The sequence below is a fragment of the Fusobacterium perfoetens genome (genome assembly GCF_021531475.1).
GTDB lineage: Bacteria > Fusobacteriota > Fusobacteriia > Fusobacteriales > Fusobacteriaceae > Fusobacterium_B.
Genome location: NZ_JADYTX010000030.1, coordinates 1 through 14,727, shown reverse-complemented (window position 1 = coordinate 14,727; position 14,727 = coordinate 1). Strand labels below are relative to the sequence as shown.

Here is a 14,727-nt window from a genome sequence, read left to right as displayed (position 1 = left end):
ATGATATGAAAATATTAATAACAGGAGCTAAAGGTTTTGTTGGAAAGAATCTTGTTGAAAATCTAAAAAATATCAAAGATGGTAAGAATAGAACTAGAGATTTAAAAATAGATGAGATATTTGAGTATGATATTGATACTGATCCAAATCTTTTAGATAAATTTTGTAAAGAAGCAGATTTTGTATTTAATTTAGCTGGTGTTAATCGTCCAAAAGATCAATCTGAATTTATGGAAGGAAATTTTGGATTTGCATCAACTTTATTAGAAACTCTTAAAAAATATCAAAATAACTGTCCAGTAATGCTTTCTTCATCTATTCAAGCGACACTTATTGGACGTTATGGAGAATCTGACTATGGAAAATCAAAACTTGCTGGAGAAGAACTATTTTTTAATTATTCTAAAGAAACAGGTGCAAAAGTTTTAATTTATCGTTTCCCCAACCTTTTTGGTAAATGGTGTAGACCAAATTATAACTCAGCTGTTGCAACTTTTTGTAATAATATAGCAAATGATTTACCTATTCAAGTAAATGATAGAAATACAAAGTTAGAACTTCTATATATAGATGATTTAGTTGAAGAGATGTTAGATGCTTTAGAAGGAAAAGAACATCATTGTGAATTTGATGAATTAAATACAGTAGAGAAACAAGATGGAAAATATTGTTTTGTTCCAACTACTCATCAAGTAACTTTAGGAGAGATAGTTGATTTACTATATTCTTTTAATAATCAATCAAAAACTTTAGTTGTTCCAGAAATTCCTAATAATTCTTTTGCTAAAAAATTTTACTCAACATATCTTTCATATTTGCCAAAAGAAAAAGTTGCTTTTCCTTTAAAAATGAATGTTGATGGAAGAGGAAGTTTTACAGAGCTTTTAAAATCAGAAAAATGTGGACAAGTTTCAATAAATATTAGTAAGCCAGGAATAACAAAAGGTCAACATTGGCATAATACAAAATGGGAATTTTTCATAGTTGTAGCAGGTCATGGACTAATTCAAGAAAGAAAAATAGGAACTGATGAAGTAATAGAGTTTGAAGTTTCGGGAGATAAAATAGAAGCGATACATATGTTACCAGGATATACTCATAATATTATTAATCTAAGCGAAACAGAAAACTTAGTAACAGTAATGTGGGCAAATGAATCTTTTGATCCAAATAAACCAGATACATTCTTTGAAGAGGTATAGTTATGAAATTAATAATTTTAGGTGCTGGTGGTCATGGAAAAGTAGTAGCTGATATTGCTAGTCAAACTGGAAAGTATTCAGACATATTTTTCTTAGATGATAACTCAAAAGATGAAAAAGTAATTGGAAAATGTAGTGAATATCTATCTTTTAAAGATTCTAATGTCGAGATGTATCCAGCTTTTGGAAATAATTTAGGACGTATTGAATGGGAGGATAAAATAGAAAAAGCAGGAATTAAACTTGCTAAAATTATTCATCCATTGGCATATGTAAGTCCTACAGCAGAGATTTCTGCTGGTTGTGTAATTATGCCTTATGCAATTGTAAATACAAATACTAAATTGAAAAAAGCTTGTATTATAAATATTGGAGCGATACTTGATCATGATTGTACATTAGAAGAAGGTTGTCATTTAGCACCTGGAGCTATTGTAAAAGGTGAGAATCATCTACCTAAAGGAATGAAAGTAGATTCAGGAGAGGTAATAGCATTACAACAATATAAAATTTAAGGGGAGAAAATAATGGAAAATTTAGTTTCATTTAAAAATAATGGTAAATTAAAACTTTTAATTATTGTAGGAACAAGACCTGAAATTATTCGTCTTGCAGCAGTAATAAAAAAATGTAGAAAATATTTTGATTGTTTACTAGCACATACAGGGCAAAATTATGATTATAACTTAAATGGAGTATTCTTTCATGATTTAGAATTAGAAGATCCAGATATCTATATGGAAGCTGTTGGTAAAGATTTAGGAGAAACAATGGGAAACATCATTGCTAAATCTTATCAAATTATGGCAGAAATAAAACCAGATGCAGTATTAGTTCTTGGTGATACAAACTCTTGCTTATCAGTTATAGGAGCAAAAAGATTACATATTCCTATTTTCCATATGGAAGCAGGAAATAGGTGTAAAGATGAATGTTTACCAGAAGAAACAAACAGAAGAATAGTAGATATTATTTCTGATGTAAATATGGCTTACTCAGAACATGCAAGAAGATATTTAGCTGATTGTGGTCTTCCAAAAGAAAGAACTTATGTAACAGGTTCTCCAATGGCAGAAGTATTACACAATAACTTGGCTAAAATAGAAGCTTCAAATATTCATGAAAGATTAGGGCTTGAAAAAGGAAAATATATTCTTTTATCAGCTCATAGAGAAGAAAATATTGATACTGAAAAGAATTTCTTATCATTATTTAATGCTATAAATACAATAGCAGAAAAATATGATATGCCAATTTTATATTCTTGTCATCCAAGAAGTAAAAAAAGAATAGAACAAACAGGATTTAAGTTAGATCCTCGTGTAATTCAACATGAACCATTAGGATTTCATGATTATAACTGTCTTCAAATGAATGCTTTTGCAGTAATATCTGATAGTGGAACTTTACCAGAAGAATCATCATTCTTTACTTCAATAGGAAAATCATTCCCAGCAATCTGCATAAGAACATCAACAGAAAGACCAGAAGCATTGGATAAAGCATGCTTTGTATTAGCTGGAATAGAAGATAATGGATTGGTTCAAGCAGTAGAATTAGCAGTAAATATGAATAAAGAAAATGATTTAGGAATCCCAGTTCCAGATTATGTAGATGAAAATGTTTCTGATAAAGTTGTAAAGATAATCCAAAGTTATACAGGAATAGTAAATAAAATGGTATGGAGAAAGTATTAATTATTTATTAGAAATATAGAATAGCTATCTTTTTAATTTGATAGCTATTTATATATTTTTATTAAAAAAGGAGCTAAACAAATATTTTTTAAAGAATTAAGGGGTGACTAAAATTTTTCTAAGACACAGGAGATTTTAGTGTTTATTTAAGCAATTATAAAATACTTTATTAAACTTATAAATATTATAGATGAAATTATAAGTATATTTTATTTAACAACTAATAATTTGATTTTTTTATCTTTTTATTATATACTTTAATCAATATAAATCAAGAAAGAGGGATATGGTATGATTGAAAAAATATTAATTGAAAATTATAGAGGAATAGAAAAATTAGAAGTTAATAATTTAAAAAAATATAATATATTTGTTGGTGACAATAGCAGTTGTAAGACAACTTTATTGGAGGCTTTGTTTTGTTCCTTTATAATACCTTACAATGTAGATATCATAACAATAGCTAATTATAGAGGAATAATAGTAAAAAAAGAAAATGTCCATAATTTTATATATAATGCTGATTTAACTAAAAGTATAAGATTTGTTTTAAATGATAAAATAAAAACTATAATAAAAATTGATGAAAATAAAAAATATGAAAATAATAATCTCAATGGAGCAACTAATCAAGATTTTATTAATAAAAATACTCCTGTATTAAGTCAAGGAGAAAAGTTTTTGTTTAATATAGTCAAAAAAGTAGAAAATAAGACCATATCAGATATAGATTACTATTTAGATCTAAATTATCGTATAAATTCTAAAATTAATAGTACAGACGTTACATTAGATTTTTCTGACACAGAAATTTTAGAGTTAGAAAAATTTTCTAAAAATAATAAATCTTGGCTTTCTCCCTATGCAAAAAATAGTATGGAAATTGCTAAGAAAGTAAAAGCTATAATAGAGAATAAGAAAAAAAATAAAATATTGGAGTTAATAAATCGTTTTGAACCTGAGATAGATGATATTTTTTCCGATGGAGAGGAAGTTCAATTAAGTAAAAAAAATATAGTAAGAATGTTACCTCTATCATCTTTTGGTAATGGGTTACTATCAATTGTTAGTATAATATCTAATATAGTATTAGATGATGTAAAATTTTTATTTATAGATGAAATAGAAACAGGGATTCACTATTTAAACTATGAAAAATTTTGCTTTGCTTTAATAGAAATAGCTAATGAAAAAAATATTCAGCTATTTATAACTTCTCATTCAAAAGAATTTTTAAAAGTTTTCTATAAAGAAATTCAAAAAATAGATGAGGACGTTTCTCTATACAGATATCAAAAAGTAAAAAATAAGTTAAAACAAGTTTACTATTCTAAAGAAGAAGCTATTATTTCTATCAAAAATGGATGGGAGATAAGATAATGGAAAAAATATTATTTATTTGTGAGGGAAGTACAGAAATTTTCTTATTGTATAAAATTTTAGAAAAAGAGTTTAAAATAAAAATTTCAGAAGAGTTAAAAGAAAATGGAAATTTATCAATGAAAAATATAAAAGATATTATGACAAATTTTACAAAAATTGATAATATTTCTATTGAAATTGCTGATTTAAAAGGTGAAAGAAATTTAGTGAACTATACTAAAGAGTTATCGAATAATCGGTTTTTTTCAGATTTAACAAGGATTATATATATAATGGATGCAGATTATAAAGAGGGAACTGAGACAGGTTATGAAAGAACTAAAAAAGCTATAGAAGATTCTATAAAAGAGTTAAAAGAAGAATCTGAGAATTTGGAATTTGATTATTTTATTACACCAAATAACAAAGATGATGGAATGACAGAAACACTTTTATTGGATGCTTTGAATTGTCAAGGAGTTGTAACTTATATAAGAAATGATGTTGTGCCAGTTGTAAAAGAGATGAAAGATTGTGAAATAACAAATGAACAAAAAAGCACTTTTATGATGGTGGCAGCTACTCAAAATCCACTTAGAGGAACAGCACCTGCCTTTATATCGAAATGTTACGATAAATTTAATAAGGAGAGTCAATCTTTAAAAAACTTAATAGATTTTATAGGAAAGTGTATAAAAATTAATGAATAATTATTTTTAGTTTTTGATAGCTATTTCTATATTTTTATTAGAAAAATATATAAAAATAGATTGACTTTACTGTACCAAAAATATATAATAAATTGATAAATTATACTAGTGTGAAGGAGTTGTTATGGAAAGAAGAAAATATGAAGATTATGATGATTATTATGAGGAAGATGAGATAGACTTAGCTGATCTTTTATTTATGCTAATCAGACGTTGGAAAGTAATAGTATTGGTTACTATCCCAGTTGTTATGCTTGGATTTTTTGTAGCATCTACAAGACCTTCAGTATATCGTGCTGATACAACACTTATGGTCTCTAGTGGAATGCAAGCTACAGGATTAGATAATAGTGAGATTTCAATGAATCAAAAATTGGTTGTTACTTACTCAGAGATAGCAAAAAGTAGAGATATCTTAAGAAGAGTGATAACAAAATATGATTTACCAGAAAATATTCAAGAATTATCAAAAGCAATAAACATTTCAGTAGTAAAAGATACAGAGCTTATTAAACTTTCATATACTTGTGGAGATTCAAAACTTGCAGAAGCTGTTACTAATGAAGTAGCTAATGAATTTATTCAAAAAGTTAGTCAAGTAATGAGAATAAGAAATGTAGCAGTAGTAGAAAGAGCACAAGAGCCAATGCAACCATTACCTAAAAAAAGAGCAATAATTCTTCTTGCTTCTATTATACTAGGAGGATGTTTAGGTGTAGCAATGGCTTTCTTAATAGAAGCGCTACATAAAAAATTAAGAAAATCTTCTGATATAGAAAAAATATTAGGAGTAGAAATGCTTGGAATGATACCAGAAGTATCAATGAATGAAGGAAAGGAAGAGGTAGATGAGTAAGAGAGGAATATTTTTTGTTACTGATGAAAGACCTGAAATAACAGAAGCTTTCAGAACTTTGAGAACAAACTTAGCTTTTTTAAGAGAGAAACATGATGGAAAAACATTACTTTTTACTAGTTCTATTCCAGCAGAAGGAAAATCTACAGTGGCTTCTAACTACGCAGCATCACTTGCTATAGCTGGAAGAAAAACGTTAATAATAGACTGTGATATTAGAAGACCTAGAGCTCATGAAAGTTTTGGTATAAAAATAGAAAAAGGATTAGAGTGTGCATTGACTCATGATGAACCAGTAAAAGATTTAATAATGAAAGATGTTTTGCCTAATCTAGATCTTTTACCAACAAAAAATATGAAAAATAATGTAACAGAACTTTTTTTAAGAGATAAAATGAAAGATATTATTGGAAGTATAAAAGATGAGTATGATACAATTATCCTTGATACTCCTCCTTTAGCAGTAGCTTCTGATGCAGCAATTCTTTCAAGAGACGTTGATGGAGTTGTAGTAGTTGTAGGTTATGATCAAGTAGCAGAAAGAGAATTAAAATTTACTAAGGAGATGCTAGATAATGCAGGAGCTAATATCTATGGATTTATAGTAAATGGTGTTGAGAAAAAAGCTATGTCTTATGGAAACTATGGATATTATACTAATTACTATTCATATTATGAAGAATATTACAATGATGATAATGGAAATAAGAAAAAAAGAAAAGTTCATAAAAAACCAAAAAATAAATTAGAAGCTTTTATATATAGATTAAAAGAAGAATATACTAGACATCTGTCTGGTGATATAAAAAGAAGAAGATAATGGAACAAAGTATAATAGATATTCATTCACATATATTATTTGGTGTAGATGATGGAGCTAAAAATATTGAAGAGAGTATTACTTTATTAAGACAAGCTGAAAAACTAGGAATTACAGATATAGTTTGTTCAAGTCATTTCTACTTAGGTAGATATGAGAATAAAGATTATAATAAAAATTTTGAAATTTTAGAGGATGAAATAAAAAAGCAAGGAATAAAGATAAGAATTTATAAGGGAAATGAAGTAGCTCTTTTTGGAGATGTACTTTCAAAGGTAGAAAATGTAAATACTATAAACAATAGTAAATATGTTTTGGTTGAATTAAGAAGAGGATTCATATTTTCTCTTTATAAAGGTTTTTTACAAAAATTAATTGATTTGGGTTATAAACCAATATTAGCTCATATAGAACGTTATCCTTTTATAAAATTTAATGAGTTTATAGAGTTATATAATATGGGAGTAATTTTTCAGATGAATATTAAAACTGTTAAAAGTTTAACTCCAAAGATGAAACATTTTTTGATAGAAGGATATGTAAAGGTAGTAGCAACAGATGTTCATAATACTGAATTTAGAAATTATGAATTACAAATTTATTTTGATGAGTTAGAAAAATTGGTTGGAGAGAGTAGAGTAAAAGAATTAGCTTATGAAAATCCAAAAAAAATATTAAACAATGAAGATATTATCTTAGTAGAGATCGAGGGGGCAAATGATGAAGTTACAAAAATTAATTCTTCCAGTGGCTTATTTAAGTCTATTTGGAATAAGTTATTCGGTAGAGCTTGAGTTAGATGAAGTTATATCAAGAGCAAAAGTAGAAAGTTCTGAGATAAAAATTCAAGGAATGAATACAGAAATCCAAAAGAAAGGTAAAAACAAAGCTTTAAAAAATCTAATATTACCACCTGTTAATTTATCTCAAGAAGAAAACTGGAACCATATAAAAGAAGAGGGAATAGGTATTAGAAAATTAGAAATGGGAGTACCTTTATTTATGGGTGGAAAAAATCTAAACTCATATAGAAAAGCTAAAAATAACTTAGAACTTGCTTACAAAGAAGAAATATTTGCTGAAAATAGAGCTGTAGAAAAGGCAGTAGGAGCTTATTTCGATATATTAAATTATCAAAAACAATCTGAAATAATAAATAATGCTGTAAAAGCAATGGATAAACAAAAAGGAAGATTACAAGGGCTTTACAAAGGTGGAAAAATAGTTCCAAAATCTGAGCTTTTAAAAGTAGAAGCTGATATTGAAAGATATAGAAGTCTTAACTTAGAAAATGCAAGACTTGAAAAACAAAGAACAGGGGACTTAAATAGAATATTAAATCTACCACTTGATACTAAGATAACAGGTAAGGATATATTAGCAGGAGAATATCTTGGAGATAGAGCTGATGCTTCAAAATATGCTGATAGAAATATAGATAATACTCATTTAGTTCAAGCTGAAAAATTAAAATTAAAAAATGCTGAATATGATCTTAAAATAGCAAAAGCTGATTTATATCCTACTTTCTATTTAAAAGATACTTATACTTTTAAAGAATGGGATAAAGATAAGAGAGAATATTCAGATCCTACAGATGAAAACTTATTAGAAGTAGGATTTAGATATTATTTTGCTTGGGGAGGAACTTTAGATTCTGTTAACCAAAAGAAATATGAACTTAAAAAAGCTCAATTAATGCACGATGAAAATGTAAAAGAAATTCAACTTGATATTGAAAATAAAATCAATGAAATAGATTCATTATATGGTCAAGCAAATGCTAACCAAAAGAAAGTAGATCTTCTTAGAGAAAATATGAACATAGATAGTATGAGATATGAAAATCAACTTATTACTACATATGATTATTTAAACTCTGTAAATGCTTATAGACAAGCTCAAGAAGAATATTATGCAATTCAAAGAAAATTAGTTTTGGCTGTAATTCAATTAGAAAACTTATATAGATAATAAAGGGAGAAGTTATGAATAAAAAAATAATAGGTGCTGTGGCAGTCATAGCTGTAGCAGGAATATTTATTTTTAAAAGTGGTATAGGAAGAAAAACTCCTGTTAAAGTAACAGAAGTAGCTATTGGAAGACTAGCTGATTCAAGTTTATATTCTGGGACAGTAGTTCCTGGAGAGTTAGTTCCTGTATATATCGAAGCTCCTGCTGTTGTAGAAAGAGTTTTAATAAAAGAGGGAGAGGAAGTATCTAAAGGAACAGATCTTTTAGTATTCAGTAACAAAAGTATCCTTGAAAATGAAAAAGCTATAAAAATGAATGCTCTTGATTTGAAAGATATTAATCTTCAAGTAGCAGACTTAGAATCAGGAACATTAAAATTAGAACTTGATAAAAGAGAATTAGAGATAAAAGAGTTAGAAGAAGCTATAAATGCAGATGCTAAAAAACTTCCTACACTTGAAAGAGAAGCAAAAGTCTTTGCTGAACTTCTAAAAAAAGATGGGGTTTCATCTATTGAAGCTGAAAAAAGACAACAAGCCTATGATAATTTAAAAGTTGAATTAGGATTAAATAGAGATAAATATAACCTTATGGTAGTTGGATATGAAAGTTTAAAAAGAGAGCTAAATATAGAAGAAGCAAAACTTAGATCTCAACTTGAAAAGTTAAAGCTTCAAGAGGAAACTTTAAGAAAAAGAGAGGAACAATTAAAAGCTCCATTAAAAGCTCCAATAGATGGTGTTGTAGTAAAACTTGATGTAGTTGAAGGAGCTATAACAAGAGAGGGAGAAAGACTTTTAGCTATTTCTACTAAAGGAGGAAGCAGAATAAATGTAGAAGTCCCTTTATATCAAGCTAATACTATAGAAAAAGGTCAAGAGGCAAAAATAATATCAAGAGAGTTAGATGGAAATAAAGAGTATTTAGGTACTGTAGAAAGAATCTCTTCTGCTGCTAGAGATGTTAGAAGTGGAAAGGATAAAGTTGTTGATGTAGAAATTTCTGTTAAGGGAGAAAATGATTTAAGACCAGGTTTCGTAACAGATGTAGAGATTGCTGGTAAGGTAAAAACAAATGTTCCTGTAGTAGATTCATTCTCTGTAATGGAATCTGACGGAACATATTATGTATATGTTGTAGAAAATGGAGTTGCTAGAAAACAAGAGGTTAAAGTTGGAGGAAGAACGACAAGCTCTTATGAAATCTTAGATTTACCTGTTGGAACTAAAGTAGTAGTAAATCCATTTAAGATAAAAAACGGAGATAAAGTAAAGGTTGTGGAATAATATGACTTTTTGGTTAGCTTATAAAATGCTTTTGGGGAATATAAAAAGAGCTATTTTTCCTTTCTTAGGGGTTTTATGCGGAATAATCTCTCTTATAATGACATTATCTTTGGGAGCTGGTGGGGAAAATATTATAAATACAAATCTTTCAGCTATTGGAGATAATAGAATAATGATAGGGGGAAATAGTTTTAATCAAAGGGATATAAGAATACTTGAAAATTATCCTTTTGTTGAATACGCACTATTTCCAAAAGCAAGAAGTTATACAGATGACAATATTTATATTGGTTATCCAGAGAGAGTTTTTGATATATTAGATTTACCACATCTAAATGATAGAGAAGTAATTGTTGATAAAAATCAATTTGAAAATGCAAAAGTAGGAGATACATTAGAACTTTCTATAGGAACCTATAGGGACAGGTTTTTAATAAAAGGGTTGTATGAAGAAAAAAATCCTTTGGAACTTATGAGAAAAGGGAATAGAATTATCCTTTCTCAAGATACATATGAGAGAATATTTGGAGAAAGAAATTTTTCTGAAATAGTTATCTCATTTGAAAAAGGGGAAGATGCAGAGGAGTATATTCCAATTATTCTTAATAAATTTAGGCAAGACAGAGGTCTTTATGGTGATATTCAAATTTTGGAGACACCAGAAGTTTATAAAAGAGTAGAAAAAATAAAAAATATTGTTTCTATGACTTTAGGAATCTTATCTGTGATCTCTCTAGGAATAGGTGGACTTGGAATAATGAATCTTATAGGTTCAAATATTAGAGCTAGAACAGGTCATATGGGAATCTTAAGAGCTATGGGAATGAATTCAAAAGATATGGTTATTATGTTTATAACAGAAGGAGTGATTATATCTTTTATAGGTTCTATTGTAGGACTTATCTTAGGAATAATATTTTCGGTATTTGTTGGAAAGATTATAAATATATATCCTATTTTTAGCATTGGAGATACATTTATAAGTCTTGTTATATCACTTGTAGTTGGAATAATTATGGGAACTATTCCAGCTATAAAAGCAGGAGAAAAAAATACTATAGAACTTTTAAGGGAAATATAAAAAATATTTACATTTGAAAAAAATGTGATACAATATATATTATTAAAACTAATTAATAATTAGAAATGAAGAGGAGGAAATTTATATGAAAAAATTAGCATTATTATTAGCAGCATTATCAGTAGCATCTGTATCTTATGCAAAAGAAGTTATGCCAGAAGCAGCTCCAGTTGTTGAAGAAGCACCTGTAGTAGAAGAAGTTGTTGAAGTAAAAGCAGCTCCAGTGTTAAGAGTAACTTCAATTGGTCAATCTTTAGAAATAGACAATGATTCAAATGCAAACGGAAGAGGACAAGCTGATATAGGGGATGTTCATTTTGCAAATACAGTTGGATTAGCAATTGGAGATAATTGGACATTTGAATTAATGGCAAGAAAAACTTGGTCAGCTTCAATAGATGATCACGAAAATAATGATACAACTGGTGCAGGAATGAAATCATCAGGACATAGAGTTGACTTATCAGCTACTAGACATTTTGAAAACTTTGCAGTTGGATTAAAATGGAGAACAGAAGAAGATATAGAAAAATTCTATATACCAGTGTCTTATAACTATGGAATAGTTTCAGGATGGGCAACACCAGCTTTTGTAAACTATGATAACAAATCAAGCGACGCTTGGTACTTAGAAGCAATGCCAGTTATTGTTAAATATGGACCAGTTGCTTTAGGATACTATTTTGAAGGAGAAGAAGAATTAGGATCTGGAGATGAACACTTTGCAGATCACCAAGTTAGATTAATGTTAGATCTATATTCTACAGATAACTTCAGATTAGGTGCTGAATATTGGTATCAATTTGCATCAGAACATAAAGAATTAAACAAAGATAAAAAATATGAAGAATATGAAAATAACAAACACGTAGCAGTTTTATCAGCAGCTTATGATTTAACACAAAACTTAACAGTTGATGGATACTATAGATATGACTTCAACAAATATGATGGTTTAGTAAATGTTACTAAAGCTGATGACTACTATGGAGAATTCTGTGTAGGATGGACTTACAACTTCTAATTCTTAGAAGAGCATAATAAATAAAAAAAGTTGAGTAACATTTAAAAAAATGTTTACTCAGCTTTTTTTATTTGGTTTATTTTTTATAATTTTGATATATCAGATATTTTTTCAAAAGGAGCATATTCTCCATATACAGACTTTACTGTATTATAATCATTTCCACCAAGAATTCCTATTTGTTTTCCTGCTGTTCCTCTATTTTTTTTTATATATTGTATTGCTTCTTTTCTTGTTGTTTCTACTATTTTAGTTCCTGATATTCCTGTTTCTCTTACAAATAAATAAGTTTTAGACATCTTAATCCCTCCTTATTTTTCCTTATTAAAAATATCATATAAATAATTTACATAATCTATTTCTAAATTAGCTGGAGACTCTGGAATTGTATCTAACCATTCTCTCAATCTTTTAGAATAATTCCAAAACTCTTTATCTTGTGTGCTTTTATAAATTATTTCATGTGTATAAAAATGTAATATTGCATCTTTTCTTGTCCAAAATTGAAATTCTATCGGAAAAGAATTTTTGTTATACCTAAAATAAATATGAATTCCTCTATAACCATCATCATTCGTTTTTTTATTATTTTCATAAAAATTAATTATTTTACAATTTTCATCATTGTAAAAAATCTTTAATTTTTCTTTTAATTCTCTTTCGTTACATTTTACAATAAATCTTACACCTAACAAATCATTACATGCTTTATAAAATTTTTTTTCAAAAATTAGATATTTTTCCCATTTCATTTTAAAAGATTCTTCTGTTTTAAATCTATATGTAAATTTAATATCTTCGCTTAAATTACTTTTTAAATATTTAATTAAAATCTCTAAATTATCATCAATATTTTCAAAGAACTGTATTGTATATTCACATACTTCATTAAAATCGTAATGTTTTAATGTTTTCTTATTTATATTTGGAAAATTTTCTGGAAAAGAAAAAGAATTTTGCAGATCACATATAATTTTTTTTAATTCTATTCCATTGTTATCTATAATTTTTTCCATATTTATATCCTCGTAACATATTTAATGTTTATTTTGCTTATAAAAATATATCTAATCTTATGATATTATAACATTATTTTAAATATATTTCTATATAATTTTATATTTCAAACTAGTTTATTTTTATATTTATATATTTGTAACTTAGTATCGATTCACTATAAAAACTTTTTGTAAACCAAACCTTATCAGTTGAATGCTCTCTATTAGTTCTAGGTACTATTTTTTAAGATTTTATTAATAAAATTATTATTTTTTTATATTAATTTATTAATCAGCTACTACTTTTAATCCCTCGACCATAATTGATGGAGAACCAACTGATGAAAAAGAAAATTTAATATCATTAGCTATATCTTTAATATTTTTTAGAAGTTCAAAAAAGTTACCAGAAATTGTAATTTGATTTAAAGGTCTATCGATCTTACCGTCTTTTATATAAAATCCCTCTCCAGCCAAAGAAAAATCTCCAGAAATAGTATTAAGTCCAGAGTGAAGACCAGCAAAGTCAGTGATAAATATTCCCTCTTTAATATTTTCTATCATCTTATCAAAAGATTTACTACTTGGTTTTATATATAGATTAAAAGATGAGATACCAACAGTTCCTTTATAGCTACCTTTTACTCCATTACCTGTTGAAGAAACTCCATCTTTATAGGCTGTCTTTAGATTATATAGATAAGTTTTTAAAATACCATCTTGAATTATCTCTTTATATGATGTAGGAACTCCCTCATCATCAAAAGATGAATTTGCTAGACCATCTTTAAGAAATGGATCATCTACTAAGGTAACAATAGAAGATGCAACAGCTTCATTTAATTTTCCTTTTAGTTTAGATATATTTTTTTGAACTGCCTCAGCAGAAAAAATATTGCTCATAGCTCCAAGAAGAGATGAAAAAGCAAGATTTTCAATGACACAAGTTTTAGGAACTTCAGAAAGAGTTATAGCTCCAGATTTATTTAAAGCTCTTTTTACAGCAACTTCACTTAATGTTTTGTAGTCAAATTTTGAAAAATCTCTACCTATTTGAAAATGAGATCCAGTTTTTACAACTCCGTTTTCTTGAGCCACTACACTTATATATGTATAGCAGATATTTTCTTTTGAATGAAGTTCTAAACCTTTTGAGTTTTTAATAATTTTTTCTCCACTCCCCATAGCAAAAGAGCAAAAATTAACTTTCTTAACTCTCTCATCAATAGAAAGAGCATATTCTTCCATTTTAATCAGAAAATCTTTTACTAAATCTGTATCAAGATTTTCAATAGCAGAAGAATAAGTTATAGTATCAGTATAGTTAGCTTTCTCTCCATAAATGAACTGCTTATCAAGAGATTCTATACAACTTGCATTTTCTATAACCTCATTAATTAAAAAATCTATATCCTCATCTTCCATTGACTCAGAATAGGAATATCCCATCTTTCCGTCAACCATTCCCCTAAAAGATATCCCTTGGTTTTGGTTGTTAGAAAAGTTTTCAATCTTCCCTTGATAGATTTTTATAGATGTATTAAGATTTGATAAAAAATAGATTTCAAACTCATCTATCCCTTTAAGAGAGGCTTTTTCAAATAATTTATCAATAAAAATATTTTTTTCCACAAAAATTACTCCTTTTTGGTTTATTTTTTATATTTCTAGCAAAAGAACAAAAAACACATTCTTTTAATATATATCTATATTTTAC

15 protein-coding genes are annotated in these 14,727 nt (G+C 27.3%); 12 read left to right on the top strand and 3 right to left on the bottom strand.

Annotated elements, in window-relative coordinates; genetic code table 11:
* The first annotated feature begins 5 nt into the window (after nucleotides 1-5).
* The 12 genes from I6E15_RS07435 (at nucleotide 6) to I6E15_RS07380 (ending at nucleotide 12,012) form a co-directional block, all read left to right on the top strand.
* Nucleotides 6-1,202 carry a capsular polysaccharide biosynthesis protein CapF gene (locus I6E15_RS07435; RefSeq protein ID WP_235247207.1) on the top strand — a complete coding sequence of 399 codons (1,197 nt, stop codon included), beginning with the start codon at nucleotides 6-8 and terminating at the stop codon, nucleotides 1,200-1,202.
* 2 nt (nucleotides 1,203-1,204) lie between these two features.
* The gene (locus tag I6E15_RS07430; protein ID WP_235247206.1) at nucleotides 1,205-1,717 is read left to right on the top strand and encodes a hypothetical protein; all 513 of its coding nucleotides are present in this window, start codon (nucleotides 1,205-1,207) and stop codon (nucleotides 1,715-1,717) included.
* Between the two features lie 12 nt (nucleotides 1,718-1,729).
* Nucleotides 1,730-2,899: a non-hydrolyzing UDP-N-acetylglucosamine 2-epimerase gene (gene wecB, locus I6E15_RS07425; protein ID WP_177161445.1), complete on the top strand. Its 1,170-nt coding sequence runs from the start codon at nucleotides 1,730-1,732 to the stop codon at nucleotides 2,897-2,899.
* A 291-nt stretch (nucleotides 2,900-3,190) separates the two neighbouring features.
* Nucleotides 3,191-4,279 carry an AAA family ATPase gene (locus I6E15_RS07420; protein ID WP_235247205.1) on the top strand — a complete coding sequence of 363 codons (1,089 nt, stop codon included), beginning with the start codon at nucleotides 3,191-3,193 and terminating at the stop codon, nucleotides 4,277-4,279.
* The gene (locus tag I6E15_RS07415; protein WP_235247204.1) at nucleotides 4,279-4,971 is read left to right on the top strand and encodes a DUF3226 domain-containing protein; all 693 of its coding nucleotides are present in this window, start codon (nucleotides 4,279-4,281) and stop codon (nucleotides 4,969-4,971) included. The genes I6E15_RS07420 and I6E15_RS07415 overlap by 1 nt, the downstream gene beginning before the upstream one ends.
* A 124-nt stretch (nucleotides 4,972-5,095) precedes the next feature.
* Nucleotides 5,096-5,827, top strand: a complete 732-nt coding sequence (locus I6E15_RS07410) for a YveK family protein (protein ID WP_235247203.1) — start codon at nucleotides 5,096-5,098, stop codon at nucleotides 5,825-5,827.
* Entirely contained in the window at nucleotides 5,820-6,647 is an 828-nt protein-coding gene (locus I6E15_RS07405) for a CpsD/CapB family tyrosine-protein kinase (RefSeq protein ID WP_235247202.1), read from the top strand. The genes I6E15_RS07410 and I6E15_RS07405 overlap by 8 nt, the downstream gene beginning before the upstream one ends.
* On the top strand, nucleotides 6,647-7,441 hold the full coding sequence (locus I6E15_RS07400) for a tyrosine-protein phosphatase (protein ID WP_235247201.1): 795 nt from the start codon (nucleotides 6,647-6,649) through the stop codon (nucleotides 7,439-7,441). The genes I6E15_RS07405 and I6E15_RS07400 overlap by 1 nt, the downstream gene beginning before the upstream one ends.
* Entirely contained in the window at nucleotides 7,368-8,621 is a 1,254-nt protein-coding gene (locus I6E15_RS07395) for a TolC family protein (protein WP_235247200.1), read from the top strand. The genes I6E15_RS07400 and I6E15_RS07395 overlap by 74 nt, the downstream gene beginning before the upstream one ends.
* Nucleotides 8,622-8,635: 14 nt before the next feature.
* Entirely contained in the window at nucleotides 8,636-9,907 is a 1,272-nt protein-coding gene (locus I6E15_RS07390) for an efflux RND transporter periplasmic adaptor subunit (RefSeq protein ID WP_235247199.1), read from the top strand.
* A gap of 1 nt (nucleotide 9,908) precedes the next feature.
* Entirely contained in the window at nucleotides 9,909-10,988 is a 1,080-nt protein-coding gene (locus tag I6E15_RS07385; RefSeq protein WP_235247198.1) for an ABC transporter permease, read from the top strand.
* Between the two features lie 85 nt (nucleotides 10,989-11,073).
* The gene (locus tag I6E15_RS07380) at nucleotides 11,074-12,012 is read left to right on the top strand and encodes a hypothetical protein (protein ID WP_235247197.1); all 939 of its coding nucleotides are present in this window, start codon (nucleotides 11,074-11,076) and stop codon (nucleotides 12,010-12,012) included.
* 83 nt (nucleotides 12,013-12,095) lie between these two features.
* Here the strand turns inward: I6E15_RS07380 and I6E15_RS07375 are convergent, their stop codons facing one another.
* The 3 genes from I6E15_RS07375 to I6E15_RS07365 all read right to left on the bottom strand — a co-directional run bounded on the left by I6E15_RS07375 (nucleotide 12,096) and on the right by I6E15_RS07365 (nucleotide 14,642).
* Entirely contained in the window at nucleotides 12,096-12,311 is a 216-nt protein-coding gene (locus tag I6E15_RS07375; RefSeq protein WP_235247196.1) for a hypothetical protein, read from the bottom strand.
* Between the two features lie 12 nt (nucleotides 12,312-12,323).
* Nucleotides 12,324-13,028, bottom strand: coding sequence for a hypothetical protein (locus I6E15_RS07370; protein WP_235247195.1), 705 nt, complete (start codon nucleotides 13,026-13,028; stop codon nucleotides 12,324-12,326).
* Nucleotides 13,029-13,298: 270 nt separating this feature from the next.
* Nucleotides 13,299-14,642 carry a TldD/PmbA family protein gene (locus I6E15_RS07365; protein WP_235247194.1) on the bottom strand — a complete coding sequence of 448 codons (1,344 nt, stop codon included), beginning with the start codon at nucleotides 14,640-14,642 and terminating at the stop codon, nucleotides 13,299-13,301.
* Nucleotides 14,643-14,727 lie beyond the last annotated feature (85 nt).

Bases quoted from the DNA above. Each gene is read 5' to 3' on its own strand.
- I6E15_RS07435 (WP_235247207.1), top strand. From the start codon at position 6: ATGAAAATATTAATAACAGGAGCTAAAGGTTTTGTTGGAAAGAATCTT.
- I6E15_RS07430 (WP_235247206.1), top strand. From the start codon at position 1,205: ATGAAATTAATAATTTTAGGTGCTGGTGGTCATGGAAAAGTAGTAGCT.
- wecB (WP_177161445.1), top strand. From the start codon at position 1,730: ATGGAAAATTTAGTTTCATTTAAAAATAATGGTAAATTAAAACTTTTA.
- I6E15_RS07420 (WP_235247205.1), top strand. From the start codon at position 3,191: ATGATTGAAAAAATATTAATTGAAAATTATAGAGGAATAGAAAAATTA.
- I6E15_RS07415 (WP_235247204.1), top strand. From the start codon at position 4,279: ATGGAAAAAATATTATTTATTTGTGAGGGAAGTACAGAAATTTTCTTA.
- I6E15_RS07410 (WP_235247203.1), top strand. From the start codon at position 5,096: ATGGAAAGAAGAAAATATGAAGATTATGATGATTATTATGAGGAAGAT.
- I6E15_RS07405 (WP_235247202.1), top strand. From the start codon at position 5,820: ATGAGTAAGAGAGGAATATTTTTTGTTACTGATGAAAGACCTGAAATA.
- I6E15_RS07400 (WP_235247201.1), top strand. From the start codon at position 6,647: ATGGAACAAAGTATAATAGATATTCATTCACATATATTATTTGGTGTA.
- I6E15_RS07395 (WP_235247200.1), top strand. From the start codon at position 7,368: ATGAAGTTACAAAAATTAATTCTTCCAGTGGCTTATTTAAGTCTATTT.
- I6E15_RS07390 (WP_235247199.1), top strand. From the start codon at position 8,636: ATGAATAAAAAAATAATAGGTGCTGTGGCAGTCATAGCTGTAGCAGGA.
- I6E15_RS07385 (WP_235247198.1), top strand. From the start codon at position 9,909: ATGACTTTTTGGTTAGCTTATAAAATGCTTTTGGGGAATATAAAAAGA.
- I6E15_RS07380 (WP_235247197.1), top strand. From the start codon at position 11,074: ATGAAAAAATTAGCATTATTATTAGCAGCATTATCAGTAGCATCTGTA.
- I6E15_RS07375 (WP_235247196.1), bottom strand. From the start codon at position 12,311: ATGTCTAAAACTTATTTATTTGTAAGAGAAACAGGAATATCAGGAACT.
- I6E15_RS07370 (WP_235247195.1), bottom strand. From the start codon at position 13,028: ATGGAAAAAATTATAGATAACAATGGAATAGAATTAAAAAAAATTATA.